This is a genomic window from Kitasatospora sp. NBC_00315, assembly GCF_041435095.1.
Taxonomy (GTDB): domain Bacteria; phylum Actinomycetota; class Actinomycetes; order Streptomycetales; family Streptomycetaceae; genus Kitasatospora.
Genome location: NZ_CP108025.1, coordinates 7,553,350 through 7,572,793, shown reverse-complemented (window position 1 = coordinate 7,572,793; position 19,444 = coordinate 7,553,350). Strand labels below are relative to the sequence as shown.

Below are 19,444 nucleotides of genomic sequence, written 5' to 3'. Positions count from 1 at the left end.
GGGGTGGGGCCTCGGCCGATGGGGGTGGGAGGAGGCGGCGGGCTCAGGAGGTGGGGGTGCCGAGGCGCCGGGCGAGCCCGGCGAGGATCCGCTCCGCGTCGGCCACGGCGCTGTGGACGACCCGGGCGGCGGGCTGGACGTCCTGGATCTGGTCGAGGTTCTCGCCGACGAGCATCGCGCGCTGGGTGGTGTCGTCGCGGGCGACGGCGGCGTTCCACGCGGGCTCGATCTCGCCCCGGCGGGCGGCCAGTTCGGCGTCCCGACCGGTCCAGGTGCGGGTGAAGTCGTTGCCGACGGCGCGGGCGCTGTAGACCTCGTCCCACGGGATGCCGCGCACGACGTCGAAGGAACGGGTGTTGACGGTGTCCGCGGCGCGGGCGGAGATCAGGTGGGACCGGAAGCCGGCGGAGGCCAGCGACTCCTCGGTCGCGGCGAACCGGGTGCCCATCATCACGCCGTCGGCGCCGAGCGCGAGGGCCGCCGCGAGGCCGCGGCCGTCCGCGAAGCCGCCGGCGGCGACCACCGGTACGCGGCCCCGGGTGACGTCCAGGACGGCGGGGATCAGGGGCAGCGTGGCCCGGGAGGCGTGGTGACCGCCCGCCTCGGCGCCCTGGGCGACGATCACGTGGGCCCCGGACCGCAGGGCGGCGGCGGCCTGGTCGGGATCGTGCACCTGTACGACGACCTTGGCGCCGGCCTCGGCCGCGGAGGCCACGTACCTCTGCACCTGGGTGGCGCTGCCGAAGGAGAGCTCGACGACCGGCGGGGCGTAGCCGAGCACCTTCTCCCACAGGCCGGGCCGCTCGTCGAAGGTGAACATGACGCACCCGACGCCCCAGACACCGCCGGTCTCGGCGGCCTGCGGCAGGTGCTCGTCGATGAACGCCGGGTCGCCGTAGCTGACGCCGACGAGGCCCAGGCCGCCTGCGGCCGTCACGGCGCCGGCGAGCCGACCGCCGGTGACCGCGCCCATCGGGGCGCAGACGACCGGGTGGTCGATGCCGAGCAGTTCCGTCAGCTTGGTCGAGATCACGATGCTCCTTTGGTCCTGTTCGATGGCATGGCCCGGCGGGCCGGGAAGGAGGGGTGGCGCGGTGAATTCGACGATGAATTCCGTGCACCCGGCGCAGGGGGGGGCTGTCTCACGAATCGGAACTGTGGCGAGCGGCGGCCCGCGTTGCGCTCATCCGCGTCCGGCCGGGTTCCGTGGTGCCGTTTCGACCGGTGCTGCGCTCTGTTCAAGACGTTAGCCGCTGGATTCGAACAGCGTCCAAGACGTAAACCGTGTGACTGCCATAGGACGGTGCTATACCGGACTGGTGTCGAAACGTGATGGAAACAGAAAGGGCGTGTGATCCGGTGGGGGGAAACCGGATCACACGCCGCTCGGGGCCGGCCGGCGCACGGTGTGCGCCGGCCGGTCGGGGGGTCAGTCCTCGATGAACAGCCAGCCGCGTTCGGCGGCCAGCTCCTTCAGGACGCGGGCGGTGTGGCTGTGTCGCACCGCGGTGACGGCTATGCGCTCGCGTGGCGGTCCGGGTGTCGGCAGCGGCCGCCACACCAGGTGCGGCTCCCGCTCCACGGTGCGTCGCGGGCGCAGGGCCACCAGGTCCGCGGTGGTCTGCAGCGCGTGCAGGAACAGGGCGGGCCGGTCCTGGTCGGCCGGGTACAGCGCGCAGTTCCAGCCGAGCCGGGCCAGCTCGGCGGGCAGGGACTCGGCGAACCCGGGCGCGCAGCCCTCCTCGTACCAGAGCAGGCGTTGCCGGGAGAGGTCCCGCAGGGTCAGCTCGGGCCGGGCGGCCAGCGGGTGCCGGCGGGCCATGACGACGCCCAGCGGCTCGTCCCGGACGACGGCGCAGACCACGTGCGGCTCCGGGGCGAGCAGGCGCACGATGCCGAACGCGATCTCGCCGCGCCGCAGCAGCTCGCCCTGGTCGGCCGCGTCCACCGAACGCATCCGCAGCCTCGCGCCGGGCTGGTGGGCGACGTGGTGGCTGCCGTGGGTACGACGCCCGGACAGGCCGTTCTGCACCTCGATCAGGACCTCGGCCGGCACCGCGCCGCACACCCCGACGGGCCACAGCTGAGGCGCGGGCGCGACGGCGGCGACGGCCGAGCGGAGCTGGCCGGGAATTCCCTGTATTTCGCGTAGGAACGCTCTGCCACCGACGGTCAGTTCAACGCCGCGGGAACTTCGGGTGAACAACGCGGCACCGATTCGCTGTTCCAGTCGTCGAATTTGTTGACTGAGGCTCGGTTGGGAAATCCGGAGTTCCTGGGCGGCGGCCGAGACGGTGCCGGCGCGAACCACGGTCAGGAAATAGCGGAGGTGTCGCATGTCGAAATCGTCGACTTCCCGCGCGTCGGCCATCGCGCGGAGCAGGGCGTCGTCGGCCGGATCCGGTCCGGGTTCGTCGAGGTCCGCGCGCGTCGTGGTGCGTCGGCCGGTCCACTCGTCCAGCACGCTCATCTGCTTCCTCCGAAGCGTCGGCTCCCCATGGGTGTCGCCCCTGCCTCGTGCAGGGGTTGTGCGTCCGGCGGGCCCCGCGCGAGTCGGGGCCCCGGTGCAGCATGACACAAGGATTCGTTCTAGAAGGTATGTTTTACCGCCCCGAAACAGGGCCCGCGGCGGGGCCGGCGGAGTTCGGCCCTCCGGTCCCCGCCAGTGCGGTGAACAGCAGCCGCCACAGCGGCCCCCCGCCGGGTGCGCCCGAGATCTCGGCGTACCCGGCGGGGGCGTTCAGCAGCCCGTACATCACGATCATCAGCAAGGCGGCGACCAGCCGCGGCGGGTAGCCGGGCAGGTCGCTCTCACGCTGGGCCCAACGGACCAACTCGGTCAGCGAGTTGTGCACCTCGGCCAGGACACCGGACAGCGACTGCGCCAGGGTCGGGCAGTCGGCGGCGAGCCGGAGCGCGGCCCGCAGTCGCACGTCCGACTGCAGCCGGCCGGCGAGACCCACCACCACGCGTTCGAGGCCGCCGCTCGGATCGGCGCCCGGGGCGGCGTACTCGGCCCGCAGGTTCGTCCAGGTCTGCCGGGATTCGTTGATCAGAGCCCAGGCCAGGGAACTCTTCGACGGGAAGTGCCCGTACAGCGCGCCCTTCGTCATCCCGATGCGCTCGGCCACCGCGTTGAGCGTGGTGCTGCTGTAGCCCTGCGCGGCGAAGATCTCGGCCGCAGCCGTCAGCACCTTCTCCCGAGTGCGGTGCGCCCGTTCCTGCTTGGCCATCTTCGTGCCCTCCGTAGTCAGCGAGAGCACATGCATACCATTGGGACGCAATGCTGTTGCAGCCATTCGGTCCGCCAGGTCGATCATGCATGTCCCGCCGACGGCCGTCGTCGGGCCGGGGACACCGGCCGGCCGAAGCGTTCCGCGTCCTCGTACAGCAGCACCGCCCCCGACTCCTCGGCCGGCGTGGCCGGGAGAGGGCGCATCGAGCCCGGGGCCGGCGCGGCTCCGCGGCCCCCGATCCGATGAACGGCGGTGGTGGCGGGGGCGGGCGGGCTCCTACCGCCCGTCACGGCCCGGTCGACGTCGACCAGGGCGAGTGCGGGACGTACCCGCCGAACCGCCCCCGTCATCGGGTGCCCCAGGCAGCCAGGGCCGCGTCCGCGTACGCCCCGGCCGCCGTCCCGAGGTCCAGGGCGCCGTGCCCGGCGGCGGTCGTGACGTCCCGCCAGGCGCGCTGCACCCGGCTGTCCGGGGCCTGGCCGCGCATGCCGCAGGCGTGGAAGAGCTCATCCACCGCCTCCCGGCACAGCACGGCGGCGGTGGCCGCGTCCCGGCGGTTCTCGGCCACCGAGAGCGGGGTGATCGCCCCCCGGTCCGCGCGGTCGGCGGAACACTCCAGCAGCAGACCCGCCGCGTGGATCCGCGCGGACGCGCCGGCCAGGAGCAGGCTCCAGCCGGGCCTGCCCGACGCGGTCGGCCCGCATTCGTCCGTCCAGGCCCGCAGCGCCGCCCGGGCCGCCCCCAGCACCGGCGCCGCGAAGATCAGCCCGGCGACCATCGGGTACGGGACCTGGTGGCAGCGGGCGGCGCCGGGCAGCGGGCCGAGCAGTGCGCACAGGGTGAACGAGCGGTGCGCGGGGACGACGATCCCCTCGCTCGTCACGCTGTTGCTGCCGCTGCCCCGCAGGCCGACCGGGTCCCAGGTGTCGCGGACGGTCAGCTCGGCGCGCGGCACGGCGAAGATCCGGTGCTCCCGGATGCCCTCCGGCCCCTCGGTCCACGAGGCCAGCAGCACCCACTCGGCGTGGTCGACCCCGCTGGCCGTGCGCCACCGGCCGTCCAGCCGCCAGCCGCCGGCCACCTCGGTGGCGCGGCCCTGCGGCGGGATGATCGAGGAGGCGATCCGGGGGTCCGGGCCGTCCGCCCAGAGCTCGCGCTGCCCCTCCTCGGGCAGGTAGGCCGCGAGCCGCCCGTGCGCCGCGAACAGGGCGGCGCACCAGCCGGCGGCGGCGCAGGCCTCCGCGACGGCCGAGGCGTCGGCGAGCACCCGGGCGAAGCTCCCCGCCGCGCCGCCCCAGCGCGCCGGGACGAAGTGGCGCGGAAGGCCCGCGTCGACCAGGGCGGCGGCGACCTGCGGGGAGAGCCTGCGCTGCTCCTCGGCGGTGGCGGCGCCATGACGCGCGAGCTCGGTGAGCGAGTTCAACGCCTCCTGGGAGCCGGGGGCGGATCGGCCGTCCTGCGGTCGGTCGGCGGCCGGCTGGTCGGTGGGCGGCTGGTCGTCGGCCGGCTGGTCGGTGGTCGGCGCCGTGGTGGTCGGCGCGGCGGTGGTCGGCGCCGTGGTGGTCGGCGCGGCGGTCAGGTCGGCGGCTCCGAGGACCGTCCGAGGGGTGGTCAGCACGCAGTCCCCAGCAGGGTCCGGGCGGGCTCGGCTGCGTCGAAACGGACCGTGGCGTGGGCGAGTTCGCGCTCACCCTGGTGGGCGCGCAGGGTGAAGACGCCGGGGCCGGTCGCCTCGGCCGTGATCGCCACCGGCGCGTCCAGCTCGCCGAAGGCCGTGAACTTCACCCCGAGCAGCGTCACACCGCTCGCCCCCGCCCTGCGGTCCGCCGCCGCCACGTGGCCGGCCTGCCGGAACGCCTCGATCAGCGCCATGCCCGGCACGTGGTCGGCCTCGTGGTCGAACAGCACCGGATGGTCCAGGTCGAGCCGCAGCCACCAGATGCCGGCCCGGGTCGGGTCGGCGGCGATCAGCACGTCCCGCTCGGCCCGCTGGCCGACGGTGGCCGGCGACAGCGGGAGCCGGGGCGGTCCGGCCGGCGGCGCCACCAGGGGCTCGCGGCCGCCGCGCCGGCGCAGCATGGCGTACCGGCCGGGTTCCATCGGCTCCCAGCACAGGCGCGTTCTGCCGATCAACCGGTGCCGGACCAGGACGTCGGCCGTCAGCTCCAGGCGCAGGCGGCGGGCGCCCTCGGCGGGCCGGTGGCAGCTGACGTCGAGCCCGACGGCGAGGTGCCCCGACCCCACCGGGGGAACCGTCTCGGACAGGTCGACGGACGCCTCGCTCAGCACGAACGGCATGCCGTACGGGACGTCGAGGAAGCGGTGGGACAGGTGGATGGCGGTCTGGCGGGTGGTCTCCGCCAGCATCACCGGGTCGGCGGCCCGGCCGCCGTAGTGGGCGAGGTAGTGGTCGCGGTCCCAGCGGGCCGCGACCGCGAACCGGTCGGCGCCGAGGCGCTGCGCGTCCGTCAACAGGACCTCCGCGTCGGCCGCCTTGTGGACGGACTCCCGCGGGACGCGGCGCTCGAACTCCATGGCCTTCCAGTGCTGCTCCGGCCCCGGACGGCCGGTCATCGGTTCAAGTCCAGGTACGACATGCATGCGCAGATCCCCCTCCTGGTTCGCCGTGCCTGCCCGTGCGCCGGTATCGTCCCGACGCGGCACGTGGCGACGTCAAGAAATATACCTCCAGGAAGGAATCTTGCGGGGTAGGTTTTTCGTCATCGAACACGACCGAACATGACCGACCCGTGAACGCCGTGCCCACCCGACATGGCGCCATGCCGACCGACGACGGAGAACTTCCCACATGCCGGAGCCGCAAGCGATCATCTTCGCCCCACTCAAAACCCCAGTTCGGAGAGGGTCCGATCCCAAGCAGGAACGTTCTGCCAGGACCAGGCAGCGGGTCCTGATCGGGGCCGCCGAGCTCTTCACCGAGCGGGGCTTCCGCCAGACGTCGGTCAAGGACGTCGCCGACCGGGTCGAGATGACCAAGGGCGCCGTGTACTTCCACTACCCGACCAAGGAAGCCCTGGCCGTGGCGATCGTGGAGGAGCACTACGCCCGTTGGCCGAAACTGCTCGATGAGGTCGCCCGGGAGGAGCTCGGCCCGATGGAGACCGCCGCCCGGATGCTGGACCGGGCGGCCGTCGCGTTCCAGGACGACGTGATCGTCCAGGCCGGTGCCCGGCTGCAGATCGAACGGCCGCACATCGACGCCGATTTGCCTACCCCGTACGTCGATTGGGTCTCCCTGCTGGAGTCCCTGCTGACCTCCGCGCAGGAGGCGGACGAGCTGCGCGCCGGTGTCGTGCCGGGGAACGCGGCGCGCTCCCTGGTGTCCGCGTTCTTCGGTTCGCAGCACGTCTCGGACGTCCTCAGTGGACGGGCCGACGTGGTGGCGCGTTGGCGGGATCTGAGCGATCTGCTGTTCCGGGCGATGCGGACGGAGTGAGCCGTTCCGTCCGCTTCACCCGTTCGCCGTGACGCCGGCCGTCCTCGACGAGGCCGGTGGGCGTCCGTCGACCGGACGGGCGGACGCCGGGGGGCGGCGCACCGCTGGTCACGGTGCGCCGCCCCCGGTCGGGCGTACTGTCCGGTACCGGCCGCTCAGGCCGGATCGGTCACCTGGCGCTTGGTCGCCAGGACCACCAGACCGCCGATCACCGCGAGGGCGGTCAGGACGGCGCCGAAGATCGTGGCGCCGTTGGTCAGGCCCACCGCGTCGCTGAGGTAGCCGGCCGAGACGGGCAGGATGCCGGCCGGGATGTAACCGCCCACGTTGAGGGCCGCGTTGGCCTCCGCGAGCCGCTGCGGCGCGATCGTGGAGTTGAGCAGCGACAGGCCGCCGAGCTGGCCCAGGCCCTGGCCGGCACCGGCCAGCAGTGCGGCGATGATCAGTACCGCGACCGCCTCGGAGTGCACGGCGATGATCAGCGCGACCATGCTCAGCGTGGTGCTCACCGCGCCGCCCGTCAGGATGGTGCGGCGGCGCAGCTTCTGGACGGCGAACTGCACGCCGGTGGCGGTGAGGAACATCACGAACGCCATGGCGCCGGCGACGATCCGGTTGGTGGTGCCGAGCAGCCCGGAGAGCAGCGAGGGGCCGAGCGAGAGCACGAACGAGGTGGCGGTGATGCCGGGCGCGAACACCGCGATGCCGAGGGCGAGTTGACGGCCGTTGCCGCTCGGGACGCCGGGCACCCGGATCCAGGCGCCCTTGCCCCGGCTCTCGGGACGGCGTACCGGCATCCGCACCACGACCAGCGCGGCGGTGGCCAGGACCACGGCCTCGACGACGAACACGGTGACCGTCGGCCCGGGGACCAGCTCGGAGAGCACGCCGGCGAGCAGCGGGCCGAGGCCGGCTCCGAAGACCATCGCGCAGGAGGCGAGCAGGGCGGCGATCCGCTTGCGCTCCGGTCCGGCGACGTCGGTGACCGCGGCCATGCCGGCCGAGACCACCGCGCCGACCGCGATGCCGGTGAACAGCCGCGCCACGATCAGCGCGGCCACACTGGTGGCGGTTCCGAAGATCAGGCAGGCGGCGAGCCCGAGGGCCAGCGCCGGGAGCAGGACGGGTTTGCGGCCGATCCGGTCGGAGACCACGCCGGAGACCAGCAGCGAGCCGATCAGGCCGACGATGTAGAAGGCGAACACCACGGTCAGGGTGCCCTTGGAGAAGCCGATGTCGCGCTGCCACAGGACGTACAGCGGCGTGGCCGCGTTCGAGAGGACGAAGACGGCGGTCACCGGCCAGGCGGCCAGCCACACCCACCACAGGGGGGCGGCGGCGGCCCCGGCGGTCGCGGTGTGCTGCACCTCCTCGACGGCCTGGATGGGTACGGTCCCGGTCTCGGACATGACGATTCCTCCCGATCTGATCGCTGGCTCCAGCAGTACGAGTCGAGTCAAACTTAGCATGCAGTACGATAGAAGTCGTACTGCATAGGAATCGAGTTATGAGGAGTTGAGGAGCCGCCCATGCCCATGACCACGGCCGACGCACCCGCCTTCAAGGTGCTCCCGGAGCCGTCCGCCCTGCCCGAACCGCTGGCCGAGCCGGCCGTCGACGAACTGCGCCTGGAGAACGTGCTGGGCGCGCTCAGCGACCCGCTGCGGCTGACCATCGTCCGAAAGCTCCTGCTGGAGTCCGAGGACTTCGACCACTCCTGCGGCTGGTTCGGTATCGACCGGCCCAAGTCCTCGCTCACGCACCACTTCAAGGCGCTGCGCGAGGCGGGGCTGACGCGCCAGCGCCAGTACGGGCTGGAGCGGCGCAGCCACGTACGCGTGGACGACCTCAACGCCCGCTTCCCCGGGCTGCTCGACCTGGTCGCGGCCTGGACCCCGCAGAACTGACCGGCACCGGGCCCCCGGCGGATGCGGCCGCCGGGGGCCTTCTCGGGTCGTCCGGTGACCGGCCGAACCGTTGCCGCCTTCCCCCGTCACGGCCGCCGCGCCGCTCGTGGCACCTTCAGGCGAACCACCCTGCCTCCGGCGTCGCCGTCGATCCGTGGCCTCGTCGACCTGGGGCCTGCCCGCAACGGCGCCGTGTGGCAGCCGGGCCGCCGGCGCCCGGTCCGACATCCTGCGTCTGATCGCCCGGGGTCGGAGCGCAACCGCTCTGCGGGCAGGAATCGTTCCGTGACATCAGGGACTTCCTCACCGACCTCGACGCCTGGTAGTCCCCGGTGCCGACCGCATCCTCCACGGTCGGCACCGGCGCAGGAACCGGTCAGGCGCCCGTGAACTCCCCCGCCTTGACCCCGGCGACGAACGCCGCCCACGCCTCGGCGGCGAACAGCAGCGCGGGCCCCTCGGGGTCCTTCGAGTCACGGACGTACGAGACCGTACCCGCCTCCGCGAGTTCGACACAGTCGCCGTTCGCTCCGCTGTAGCTCGACTTCTGCCAGTGCAGTCCCAGAGCGGCAGAGCGCGGCAGGAAGCTGTTCATGTGGTCATCTCTTCTTTCTGTGCAGCGATGAAGTCGAGCGACTTCTCAAGTGGCCAGGCGTCAGCGGTGATCTCCCGGAAGGCCCGGTCGAAGATGCTGACCTCTGCCGGCTCCTCGACCCACTGACTGCTCAGCATGCCCTCCACGAAGACCACGTCGAGCGCAGACTCCGGGAAACCCATGATGGCGAAGGCACCGTTCATGCCCGGATGCACTCCGGCGTCCGCTGGCATCACCTGGATGGTGACATTGGGAAGCGCCGCCAGTTCGAGCAGCTTCTCCAATTGGCCGCGCATGGTCTGGGCGCCTCCGACGCGGCTCCGCAGCGCCGCCTCGTGGATGACCGCCCACACGTCCAACGGCTGGGGTTGGGTCAGGACGGACTGTCGCTCTCTCCGAACGCGTACTCGTGCTTCCACGTCCGAGGGCAAGATCCCGAGACCCAACCGCGTGATGATCGCTCGCGCGTAGTCCGCCGTCTGGAAGAGCCCGGGGATGAAGTGGGACTGGTAGGTCCTGAACGTCGAGGCGGAGGACTCCAGGCTGATCTGATCGGCATACCAGGGCTCAAGAACGTCGATGTAGTTGAACCACCAGCCGCGCTTGTTCCCGTCTTTGGCCACCGCAACCAACGCCGCACGAAGAGGCTCGTCGCACCCGTACGCCTCGGCCAAGCGCTCGATGTCCATCGGTTTGGCCGCCGACCGGGCCGTCTCCAGTCTCGACAGCTTCGCTGCGGTGATTCCGGTGAGCCTCTCCACGTCGTCCAGGGTCAACTGCCGCTTCTCCCGGAGTCCGCGCAGCTGGTTGCCGAGTTGCCGTCGGCGAACCGTGGGTTGCGTCATCTACTCCCCCTCTTGGACCTCACGGCGCCAGTCTGCCTGCTTCGGCGAGGCCAACGCTACTTGCCCGGGCTGGCGAAAGTAGCGTTCGAATGACAGCAGATGAGATTTTGCATCTTGAGGCATTCAGCTTGCACTGACGATATATCAGGCGCAATGCTGAGCGTGACGGATCGCACGCCCTGCGTAGCCGCATAGAGAGGGTCGCCATGCCCGAAATCTGCGCCAGCCCATCCCTGTCCCCCGCCACGCACGAGCAGTCGAGCTGGCTCCCCAGACGCCGCCGGTCCGCCGGCGCCGCCCGGCAACTGCTCCGGGAGTTCCTCGCCGCCCATCCCGAGCGCAGCGAACGACTGGCCGAAGTCGGCGAGTTGCTGCTGAGCGAGCTGGTCGCGAACGCCGTCGAGCACCCCCGGGTGCCGCCCGGCCGCCTGATCCTCGTCCGCTTCACGCTCTGCGCCGCCGAGCTGCGGATCGAGGTCCACGACGCCGGCGAGGGCCTTCCCGCCGCCCCGACGACCGCCGAACCGCCGGACCACGACGCGGAGTCCGGGCGCGGGCTCTTCCTCGTCGAGCACCTCTCGCACCGCTGGGGCTGCCTGCCCCGCCCCGACGGCGTCGGCAAGTCCGTCTGGTGCACCGTCACGGCCGACGACAGGAGCGCCGCCGCATGAACACCGACGCCCAAGGGCCCGTCATCGTCGAGATCGAGGACATCACCGCCCCGGCCCGCTTCCAGCATCTCCCGGACGCCCTCGCCGCCCTCTGGGACGCCCTGTGCGTGCTGCCGGTCTCCGAGTTCCAGGCGGGCGCCTTCAAGTACTTCCTGACCCGGCCGAACGCCGCCGACCAGGTCCGCTACTTCCTCGACCTCGACGGGCGACTCGACCTCACGCTCCGTCTGGCGGACCGCCTGCACCGCGTCAGCGTCCACCCGGCCCCGCAGGAGCCACCCGGCAACCCGCCGCCGACGCCCACCGGCCGCTCCCGCTGACCGGCCCCCTCCGCCCCCTCACCACCCCTCCACCTGACCCCACCTCCACCCGCACGCGGAGAAGAGCAGCCGCCCCACCCGGCGGCCGGGCCACCCCGCGCGCGGCCCGATAAGAGGGTTCTCCGTCCGTCTCGTCATCCTGGCGCTGACCGTCTCGTCCGCCCTCCTTCCGACCACCGCCTCGGATTCGGTACCGGCCGTCGAGAGGGTGGGTCGCGCCGACGCGCCTGTGCGGTGCGGCCCTACGGTTCCTGTCGCTCGGGGTGGGTGAGATTGGTGCCCGTGGAGGGGTCGAAGACGTGGATGCGGGACACGTCGAGCCACAGATCGAGCGCGCTGCCCTCGGCGGCCCGGGTGGCGGGGCTGAGCCTGGCGACGATCCGGTGGCCCTGCATTCCGGTGTCGGCTCGGCCGGAGTCCGCCGCGAGCTCGGCCAGTTCGGCTGTACCGGTCGGGCCGCCCTCCTCGGTGAAGTGGACGTAGACGTCGGAGCCGACGGACTCCCGGACGTCGACGGTGGCGGTGCAGGTGTGGCCGGCGTGCCGTTCGCCGGCGAGGGCGGCGTCCTCGAAGTCCTCGGGCCGGATGCCGACGATGAGCTCGCGCGGCGCGTCCTGGCGCTCCAGTCGCCGGCGGACGCGGTCCTCGAGCGGCAGATCGCCGAGGGAGGTCCGAAGACGCCCCTGCTCGAGCGTCGCGGCCAGGAGGTTCATGCCGGGTGAGCCGATGAACCCGGCGACGAAGAGGTTGACCGGTCCGTCGTAGAGGTCCTGGGGAGTGCCGACCTGCTGGACGACGCCTCCGCGCATCACCACGACCCGGTCGCCCAGGGTCATGGCCTCGACCTGGTCGTGCGTCACGTAGACGGTGGTGGTGCCCAGCCTGCGCTGCAGGGCAGCGATCTGGGTGCGCATCTGGACGCGGAGTTTGGCGTCGAGATTGGAGAGCGGTTCGTCCATCAGGAAGGCCTTCGGGTCCCGGACGATGGCGCGGCCCATCGCGACGCGCTGGCGCTGGCCGCCGGAGAGGTTGGCGGGCTTCCGGTCCAGGTGCTGGGTGAGGTCGAGGATGCGGGCGGCCTCCTCGACCTTGGCGTTGACGACGGCCTTGTCCGTCTTGGCCAGCCGCAGCGCGAAGCCCATGTTGTCGCGGACGTTCATGTGCGGGTAGAGGGCGTAGCTCTGGAACACCATGGCGATGTCACGGTCCTTGGGCGCGCGGTCGTTGACCACCCGGCCGTCGATCCGCAGGGTGCCTTCGGTGATGTCCTCCAGTCCGGCGATCATGTTGAGGGTGGTGGACTTGCCGCAGCCGGAGGGGCCGACCAGGATGACGAACTCGCCGTCGGCGATGGTGAGGTTGAAGTCGTGGACGGCGAGAGCGCCGTCCGGGTAGCGCTTGGTGATGCCGTCGAGGACGATCTCGGCCACGGTCTGCCTTCCTGGTCCGCCCGGGTGGGCGGGCTCATCCCTTGACTGCGCCGGCGGTGAGGCCGGCGACGATGCGGCGCTGGAACAGCAGCACGAAGATCACGATCGGCACGGTGATCACCACGGCGGCCGCGGCGATCGAGCCGGTCGGTTGCTGGAACTGCGAACTGCCGGTGAAGAACGCGATCGCCGCGGGGACGGTGCGTGCCGCGGTGGTGGAGGTCAGCGAGATCGCGAAGAGGAAGTCGTTCCAGCAGAAGATGAACACCAGGATCCCGGTGGTGAACACGCCGGGTGCGGCGAGCGGGGCGATCACCAGCCGGAACGCCTGCCAGGGGGTGGCGCCGTCCACCTTGGCGGCCTTCTCCAGATCCCAGGGGATCTCGCGGAAGAACGCGGACAGGGTGTAGATCGCCAGCGGCAGCGAGAAGGTCATGTACGGGATGATCAATCCCAGCCAGGTGTCGAAGATGCCCAGCACGCGCTCGATGTTGAACAGCGGCGAGACCAGCGAGATCGGCGGGAACATCGCGATCAGCAGTGACATCCCGATCAGCAGTCGCTTCCCGGGGAAGCGGAGTCTGGCCACGGCGTACGCCGCCATCGTGCCGAACACGACGGCGATCGTGGTGGCGATCACCGCGATGCCGATCGAGTTGACCAGGGCCCGGGTGAACTCCGAGGTCTGGAAGATCCCGTGGTAGTTCTCCCAGGTCCACTTGCGGGGAATGAAGTCGCCGTCGCTGAGCGTGCTCGGGTCCTTGAACGACAGGGCGACGATCCACCACACCGGGAACAGCGCGTACAGCACCACGAGGACGTTCACGACGCCCCAGCCGGTGAGGGTCCTGCTGCGGTGGGACATCATCGCCGCTCCGGTTCGCCGCCCGGCGCGGCCGCGCCGAAGATCTTGATGAAGACGAAGGCGATCGCCGCCACGCACAGGAAGATCAGCACTGAGATGGCCGACCCGATGCCCAGGTTGAGGGCGGTGAAGAGGTTGTCGTAGCCCAGGATGGACACCGATCCGGTGTCGTTGGAGCCACCGGTCAGGACGTAGATGTTGTCGAAGATCCGGAACGCGTCGAGGGTGCGGAACAGCAGCGCCACCAGGATCGCGGGTTTCATCAGCGGCAGGATCACCAGGCGCAGCCGCTGCCAGAAGGTCGCGCCGTCGACCATCGCGGCCCGCACCGTCTCACCGGGGACGAGCGCGAGGCCGGCCAGCAGCAGCAGCGCCATGAAGGGGGTGGTCTTCCACACCTCGGCCAGGATGATCAGCCCGATGGCCTGCCACTGGTCGGTCAGCGGGGCGCTGCCGGCGGGCAGCAGTGCGGCCAGGTAGCCGGTGCCGGGGGTCCAGGCGTACTGCCAGGAGTACGCGGCGACGACGGTGACGATGCCGTACGGGATCAGCACGGCGGTGCGGACCGTGCCCCGGCCGAAGATCGCCCGGTGCATCACCAGTGCCAGCGCCATCCCGAGCACCAGCTCGACGGCCACCGACACCACCGTGATGAGAGCCGTCACCCAGAGCGCCTGCCACCAGAACGGCGAGGACAGCACGGCTCCGTAGTTGCTGAACCCGACCCAGTGGGCCTGGCCCGGGAACCGCAGGTCGTAGCGTTGCAGCGAGAGGTAGATCGCGTAGGCGATGGGGTAGGCGGTGACCGCGACCATCACGATCACGGCGGGCGCGCAGAGCAGCAGGCCGAGTCTGCGCTCCTGCCGGGCGCCCTCGGACAGGGCGGCGCGGCCGCGCCGGCCGGTGGAGGCGGCGGCGGTGGTGGATGTGCTCACGGGATCAGCCCCTTGGAGCCGAGGGCGTCCTCGATCTGCCCCCGGAGGTCGGCGACGGTGCTCTCGGGATTGATCGCGGCCGGCGGTGAGAGGGTGTGCGAGATGGCGATCGACACGTTCTGGTAGGCGGGTGTCTGCGGTCGGACGCTGGCCGTTTCGAGTGCGGCCAGCACGTCGGCGGCGAAGGGGTAGCTCTTGGTCAGTTCCGCGGCCTGGTACAGGCTGCGCAGGGAGGGCGGCAGCCCGCCCTTGAGCGCGTTGGTCAGCTGGTTGTCGCGGTCCCGCAGGCAGAGGGTGGCCTCGAACGCGAGATCGGGGTGCTTGCCGTAGGCGCCGACCGCGAGGTCGATGCCGCCGATCGTCACCGTGGCCGGCCGGTCGGCGGTGACCCCGGGGTAGGGCGCCCACTTGAAGTGCTGGAAGAGCTCGGGTTGGTTGGCCTTCATCGACGGGTAGACGAAGGGGTAGTTCAGTTCGAACGCGGCCGTACCGGACTCCATGGCGAGCCGGTTCTGGTCCTCCATCTGGTTGGGCAGCGACGGGTCGGCGGCGGCGGAGCGGGCGGTGTCCCGCATGATCCCGGCGGCGACGACGGCCGGCGCACCGAGCGAGGGCGCCTGTGCGTCCGGCGTGAGGATGGATCCCCCGCTGCTGGTGACCAGCGTGTTGAACCAGACCGTCAGTCCCTCGTACTGGGCGCCCTGGATCTCCACGTAGTGCGGCTTGCCGGCCTTCGCGAGCGCGTCGGCCCGGGCCAGCATCTCGGCCCAGCTCTTCGGCGGGGTCGGTACCAGATCGTCGCGGTACCAGAGCAGTTGGGTGTTGGAGTTGTAGGGGGCGGCGTACAGCTTGTCCTTCCAGGTGGCGGTCTGCACCGCGGCCCGGAGCGTGTCGGCGGTCGCCTGCTCCTTCATCGGTCCGGTCCACTCGCGGATCCAGCCCGCCTCCGCGAACTCCGCGGGCCAGGTGACGTCCAGGCCGATGATGTCGACCCCGGAGTCGTGTGCTGCCAGCCGCCGGACCAGTTGCTGGCGCTGTCCGTCGGCGGTGCGGGGCAGCTTGTTGTAGTGGATCACGTACCGGCCGCCCGAGGCCTGGCCGCACCGGTCCGCGGCCTGTTGCAGGGCGCCCGAGTCGTCCGGGAAGTTGTACCAGTTCAGGGCCACCGGCCCACCGCCACCGCTGCTCCCGCAACCGGCGAGGAGCGAGGCGAGCACGGGCAGGACGGCCGCGACGGCCGACCACCGCGAGTGGAGATTTCGACCCCTGGGCATCGCACTCCTGCTGTCGGTGGCGAGCGGACCAGCTCACGCTACGAAGAACGCGGCCGCCCCGGCCGGGGACGCTCCGGGGCCGTGGCCGACGTCAGCCGGACGGCTCAGCCCGATCGGCCGGCGCAGCCGGCTCCGGGCCCCGGCCGGGGACCGCGAGCGTCCGGCGCCGGCGGCGCACGCGGGCTCGTCGGCGGGCCGTCCCCCGTCCACCCCGGTTCAGGCGAGCGCCGCCAGCAGGCGCCGGGACGCCACCGGCAGCTCCCGCACCCGTACGCCCGTCGCGTGGTGCACCGCGTTGGCGACGGCCGCCGCCGTACCGACGATCCCGATCTCCCCGATGCCCTTCGACCGGAGCGGGCTGACGTGGACGTCCTCCTCGTCGACCCAGTACGCCCGCACGTCGGGCACGTCCGCACTCACCGCGACGTGGTACGAGGCGAGGTCGCGCTCCGCGTGGTCGCCGAAGCCCGGGTCCATGGTGGACTCCTCCAGCAGGGCCATCGAGGCACCCATCACCATGCCGCCCACGAACTGCGAGCGGGCCGTCCGGGCGTTGAGGATCCGCCCCGCGGCGAACACCCCGAGCAGCCGGCGCAGCCGCACCTCACCGGTGTCCGTGTCCACCTGTACCTCCGCGAACTGCGCGCCGAACGCGTGCCGGGCGAACTGCGACCCCCGCCCGACGACCTCCCGCGTGTCGGCCCGCTCGGACAGGCCCTCCACGGGAATCGGCGCGCCCCGGGCCAGGCGCGCCCGGAGCCCGGTCGCGGCCTCGTGCACCGCCCAGCCCCACGACGACGTCCCGCTGGAGCCGCCGGCCACCGCGCCGTACGGCAGGTCACTGCGTCCGATCTCGATCCGCACCCGGTCCACGGGCACCCCGAGCGCCTCGGCGGCGACCAGGGCCAGCACCGTCCGGGCGCCGGTCCCGATGTCGGCGGCGTTGACCCGCACCAGGTAGGCGCCGCCGGGCTCGGCCCGCACCTCGGCCGACGACGGTGCGATCAGCACCGGGTAGGTCGATGCCGCCACTCCCGTACCGATCAGCAGCGGGCCCTCGCGCCGGGCACCGGGCCGCGGGTCGCGACCGGCCCAGCCGAACCGGCGGGCGCCCTCGCGCAGGCACTCCGTGAGGCTGCGACTGGAGAAGGGCTTCCCGCTGTCCGGTTCCACGTCGGGCTCGTTGCGCAGCCGCAACTCCACCGGGTCCAGGCCGCAGGCCGACGCCAGTTCGTCCATCGCGGACTCCAGGGCGAACATGCCCGGGGCCTCTCCCGGCGCCCGCATCCACGACGGCGTCGGCACGTCCTGCCGGACCACCCGGTGGGTGGTCCGGGAGACGGCGGACCGGTACATCACCCGCGCGGGCACCGCCGCCTGCTCCACGAACTCCTTCAGCGTCGAGGACCTGGTCAGGATCTCGTGCGCCAACCCCTCGATCCGCCCGTCCGGCCCGGCCGCCAGCCGTACCCTCTGCACGGTCGGCGACCGGTGGCCGACCAGCGCCGGCAGCTGCGCCCGCGGCAGGGCGAGACGGACCGGGCGGCCGACCACGCGGGCGGCCATGGCGGCGAGCACGACGTTGGGCCGGGGCGTTCCCTTCGATCCGAACCCGCCGCCCACGTGCTCGTTCACCACCAGCACGTGCCCCTCCGGCAGCCCGAACAGCGCCGCCAGGGCCTTGCGGACGCCGTGGCCGCCCTGACTGGAGTCGTGGACGGTCAGCCGGCCGCCCTCCCAGGCCGCGGTCGACGCGTGCGGCTCCATCGGATGGTTGTGCAGCGGACCGATCCGGTAGGTGGCGTCGATCCGGATCGCGGCCGCGGCGTACGCGGTGTCGAAGTCGCCCCGCACCCGGTCCGCCGGATGACCGCCGTTGGCCTCCTGCGGGGCGTAGATTCCCGGGTGGCCCTCCACGAGCACCACGTCGTGCCGCTCCGCGGCGTACTCCACCCGCACCCCGACGGCGCCGCTCTGCGCCGCCTGCAAGGTCTCGGCGACGACCAGCGCCACGATCTGGCCGCGGTGCGCCACCCGGGCGGACTGCAGGACGGCCAGCGTCGGGTCCCCGGCGTCACCGAGGCGCGGCGCGTCCAGGTGGGTCAGCACGGCGAGCACCCGCGGGTCGGCCAGGGCCGCGCCCACGTCGACGGCGGTGACCTCACCGCGGGCGACGGCGGCCGGCACCGGGCACGCGTACACGGCTCCGGGTGGGCGCCCGTCGTCGGCGTACCGGGCCGTGCCGGTCACCTTGGCACGGCCCTCCAAGCGGACGTGGTCGGTCATCGGACGCTCTCCCGGGCGAGGTCGGACAGGACACGCACCGCCAGGTTGCGGGCCAGCGGCACCTTGTAGCCGTTGTCACGCAGCGGCCTGGCGGCGTCCAGTTCGGCTTCCAGTGCCGCCCGGAAGGACGCGTCGTCGGCCGGCGCGCCGAGCAGCTGTGCCTCGGCGGTCCGGGCCCGCCAGGGCTTGGCGGCGAGCCCGCCGAAGGCGATCCGCACCCATTCCACCCGCTCGTCCCGGACGACGAGTCCGGCCGCCACCGATGCCAGCGCGAAGGCGTACGAGGCGCGGTCGCGAGCCTTGCGGTAGGCGGAGCGGGCGCCGGGGACCGGTGGCGGCAGGGTGACGGCGGTGATCAGCTCGCCGGGCAGCAGACGGTTTTCCAGGTCGGGCCGGTCGCCGGGCAGCCGGTGCACGTCGGTGACGGGGAGGGTCCGGGCGCCGTCCGGGCCGAGCAGTTCGACCACGGCGTCCAGGGCGGCGAGGGCGACGGCCAGGTCGGACGGGTGGGTCGCCGCACAGTGCTCGGAGGCGCCGAGCACCGCCAGGTCGCGGTGGACGCCCTCGCGGGCCGGACAGCCGGTGCCGGGCCGCCGCTTGTTGCACGGCTTGGTGATGTCCTGGAAGTACAGGCAGCGGGTGCGCTGGAGCAGGTTCCCGGCGGTGGTCGCAAGATTGCGCAGCTGACCGGAGGCCCCCGCCAGCAGCGCCTGGGACAGTACCGGATACGCCTCACGCACCCTCGGGTCGGCCGCCAGGTCCGCGTTGCGGGCGAGGGCGCCGATGCGCAGGCCGCCGTCGTCGGCCGGTTCGATGGCACGCAGCGGCAGTCGACCGAGGTCGACCAGCAGCCGGGGCCGCTCCACGCCGAGCTTCATCAGGTCGACCAGATTCGTTCCGCCGGCCAGGTAGCGGGCGTGCGGGTCGGCCGCGAGCAGCTCCACCGCGTGCGCCGGGTCCGTGGGCCGCAGGTAGCCGAACTCCTTCACGCCGACACCTCCAGCACGGCGCGGACGATGCCGGGGTAGGCACCGCACCGGCAGATGTTCCCGCTCATCCGCTCGCGGACCGACGCCTCGTCCAGCCGCTCGCCGGTCCGCGCCGCCTCGGCCAGCAGGCCGACCGCCGAACAGAGCTGCCCCGGGGTGCAGAAGCCGCACTGGAAGGCGTCGTGGTCCAGGAAGGCCTGCTGCACCGGGTGCAGTTGTTCGCCGTCGGCCAGTCCCTCCACCGTCGTGACCGAGGCACCGTCCAGGCTGACGGCGAGCATCAGGCAGCTGTTCACCCGCCGCCCGTCCACCAGCACCGTGCAGGCGCCGCACTGCCCGTGGTCGCAGCCCTTCTTCGGCCCGGTCAGCCCGAGATGCTCGCGCAGGGCGTCCAGCAGGGTGCACCGGTTGTCCAGTCGCAGGGTGTGCGACCCGCCGTTCACCTCCAGGCCGGTCTCCGTCGCCATGGTGTCGGGCACCGGCCCACCTCTCGTCCGAACGATCCGATCGGTTCAGCCGTCCCACCCGGCGGCGGCCACGACACCTCACCGCGCCACCGACCACCGGTTCGCCGCATCGCCGGGTGCGCCGACGGGGACGTGCGCCTGCGGGTCCGCTCCGCCGGACGGGCGCT

Annotated in this window: 19 protein-coding genes; 4 read left to right on the top strand and 15 right to left on the bottom strand. The window is 72.4% G+C overall.

What is annotated here, in order from left to right:
* Nucleotides 1–43 precede the first annotated feature (43 nt).
* The 5 genes from OG823_RS31555 to OG823_RS31535 all read right to left on the bottom strand — a co-directional run bounded on the left by OG823_RS31555 (nucleotide 44) and on the right by OG823_RS31535 (nucleotide 5,810).
* Nucleotides 44–1,033 carry an NAD(P)H-dependent flavin oxidoreductase gene (locus OG823_RS31555; protein WP_371483601.1) on the bottom strand — a complete coding sequence of 330 codons (990 nt, stop codon included), beginning with the start codon at nucleotides 1,031–1,033 and terminating at the stop codon, nucleotides 44–46.
* A 396-nt stretch (nucleotides 1,034–1,429) separates the two neighbouring features.
* A complete protein-coding gene (locus OG823_RS31550; protein ID WP_371483600.1) occupies nucleotides 1,430–2,470 on the bottom strand; it encodes a LysR family transcriptional regulator in 1,041 nt (346 codons plus the stop codon).
* Between the two features lie 133 nt (nucleotides 2,471–2,603).
* A complete protein-coding gene (locus OG823_RS31545) occupies nucleotides 2,604–3,233 on the bottom strand; it encodes a TetR family transcriptional regulator (protein WP_371483599.1) in 630 nt (209 codons plus the stop codon).
* A 349-nt stretch (nucleotides 3,234–3,582) separates the two neighbouring features.
* Nucleotides 3,583–4,854 (bottom strand): oxidoreductase, encoded by a 1,272-nt coding sequence (locus tag OG823_RS31540; protein WP_371483597.1) that lies wholly within the window; start codon nucleotides 4,852–4,854, stop codon nucleotides 3,583–3,585.
* Nucleotides 4,848–5,810 (bottom strand): ScbA/BarX family gamma-butyrolactone biosynthesis protein, encoded by a 963-nt coding sequence (locus OG823_RS31535; RefSeq protein WP_371483596.1) that lies wholly within the window; start codon nucleotides 5,808–5,810, stop codon nucleotides 4,848–4,850. The genes OG823_RS31540 and OG823_RS31535 overlap by 7 nt, the downstream gene beginning before the upstream one ends.
* Before the next feature lie 235 nt (nucleotides 5,811–6,045).
* Here OG823_RS31535 and OG823_RS31530 point away from each other — a divergent pair, with 235 nt between their 5' ends.
* Nucleotides 6,046–6,693, top strand: a complete 648-nt coding sequence (locus OG823_RS31530) for a ScbR family autoregulator-binding transcription factor (RefSeq protein WP_371483595.1) — start codon at nucleotides 6,046–6,048, stop codon at nucleotides 6,691–6,693.
* A gap of 155 nt (nucleotides 6,694–6,848) precedes the next feature.
* Here the strand turns inward: OG823_RS31530 and OG823_RS31525 are convergent, their stop codons facing one another.
* The gene (locus OG823_RS31525; RefSeq protein WP_371483593.1) at nucleotides 6,849–8,102 is read right to left on the bottom strand and encodes an MFS transporter; all 1,254 of its coding nucleotides are present in this window, start codon (nucleotides 8,100–8,102) and stop codon (nucleotides 6,849–6,851) included.
* A gap of 120 nt (nucleotides 8,103–8,222) precedes the next feature.
* Here OG823_RS31525 and OG823_RS31520 point away from each other — a divergent pair, with 120 nt between their 5' ends.
* On the top strand, nucleotides 8,223–8,600 hold the full coding sequence (locus OG823_RS31520) for an ArsR/SmtB family transcription factor (RefSeq protein ID WP_371483591.1): 378 nt from the start codon (nucleotides 8,223–8,225) through the stop codon (nucleotides 8,598–8,600).
* Between the two features lie 376 nt (nucleotides 8,601–8,976).
* Here OG823_RS31520 and OG823_RS31515 read toward each other — a convergent pair whose 3' ends face one another.
* Nucleotides 8,977–9,195: a DUF397 domain-containing protein gene (locus OG823_RS31515; RefSeq protein ID WP_371483589.1), complete on the bottom strand. Its 219-nt coding sequence runs from the start codon at nucleotides 9,193–9,195 to the stop codon at nucleotides 8,977–8,979.
* Nucleotides 9,192–10,040: a helix-turn-helix domain-containing protein gene (locus tag OG823_RS31510; protein ID WP_371483588.1), complete on the bottom strand. Its 849-nt coding sequence runs from the start codon at nucleotides 10,038–10,040 to the stop codon at nucleotides 9,192–9,194. The genes OG823_RS31515 and OG823_RS31510 overlap by 4 nt, the downstream gene beginning before the upstream one ends.
* A 206-nt stretch (nucleotides 10,041–10,246) precedes the next feature.
* On the opposite strand from OG823_RS31510, the gene OG823_RS31505 reads away from it, so the two are divergent.
* Nucleotides 10,247–10,711: an ATP-binding protein gene (locus OG823_RS31505; RefSeq protein WP_371483586.1), complete on the top strand. Its 465-nt coding sequence runs from the start codon at nucleotides 10,247–10,249 to the stop codon at nucleotides 10,709–10,711.
* On the top strand, nucleotides 10,708–11,031 hold the full coding sequence (locus tag OG823_RS31500) for a hypothetical protein (RefSeq protein WP_371483585.1): 324 nt from the start codon (nucleotides 10,708–10,710) through the stop codon (nucleotides 11,029–11,031). The genes OG823_RS31505 and OG823_RS31500 overlap by 4 nt, the downstream gene beginning before the upstream one ends.
* 242 nt (nucleotides 11,032–11,273) lie before the next feature.
* On the opposite strand, the gene OG823_RS31495 is transcribed toward OG823_RS31500, so the two are convergent.
* The 7 genes from OG823_RS31495 to OG823_RS31465 form a co-directional block, all read right to left on the bottom strand.
* A complete protein-coding gene (locus OG823_RS31495) occupies nucleotides 11,274–12,461 on the bottom strand; it encodes an ABC transporter ATP-binding protein (protein ID WP_371483584.1) in 1,188 nt (395 codons plus the stop codon).
* A 34-nt stretch (nucleotides 12,462–12,495) separates the two neighbouring features.
* Nucleotides 12,496–13,329: a carbohydrate ABC transporter permease gene (locus OG823_RS31490; RefSeq protein ID WP_371483583.1), complete on the bottom strand. Its 834-nt coding sequence runs from the start codon at nucleotides 13,327–13,329 to the stop codon at nucleotides 12,496–12,498.
* The gene (locus tag OG823_RS31485) at nucleotides 13,326–14,261 is read right to left on the bottom strand and encodes a carbohydrate ABC transporter permease (protein WP_371483582.1); all 936 of its coding nucleotides are present in this window, start codon (nucleotides 14,259–14,261) and stop codon (nucleotides 13,326–13,328) included. The genes OG823_RS31490 and OG823_RS31485 overlap by 4 nt, the downstream gene beginning before the upstream one ends.
* Nucleotides 14,258–15,535, bottom strand: coding sequence for an ABC transporter substrate-binding protein (locus OG823_RS31480; protein ID WP_371483581.1), 1,278 nt, complete (start codon nucleotides 15,533–15,535; stop codon nucleotides 14,258–14,260). The genes OG823_RS31485 and OG823_RS31480 overlap by 4 nt, the downstream gene beginning before the upstream one ends.
* Nucleotides 15,536–15,751: 216 nt before the next feature.
* Nucleotides 15,752–17,821, bottom strand: a complete 2,070-nt coding sequence (locus tag OG823_RS31475; protein WP_371483580.1) for a xanthine dehydrogenase family protein molybdopterin-binding subunit — start codon at nucleotides 17,819–17,821, stop codon at nucleotides 15,752–15,754.
* On the bottom strand, nucleotides 17,818–18,810 hold the full coding sequence (locus OG823_RS31470; RefSeq protein WP_371483579.1) for a xanthine dehydrogenase family protein subunit M: 993 nt from the start codon (nucleotides 18,808–18,810) through the stop codon (nucleotides 17,818–17,820). Before OG823_RS31470 ends, OG823_RS31475 begins: the two co-directional genes overlap by 4 nt.
* A complete protein-coding gene (locus tag OG823_RS31465; RefSeq protein ID WP_371484731.1) occupies nucleotides 18,807–19,277 on the bottom strand; it encodes a (2Fe-2S)-binding protein in 471 nt (156 codons plus the stop codon). The genes OG823_RS31470 and OG823_RS31465 overlap by 4 nt, the downstream gene beginning before the upstream one ends.
* Nucleotides 19,278–19,444 lie beyond the last annotated feature (167 nt).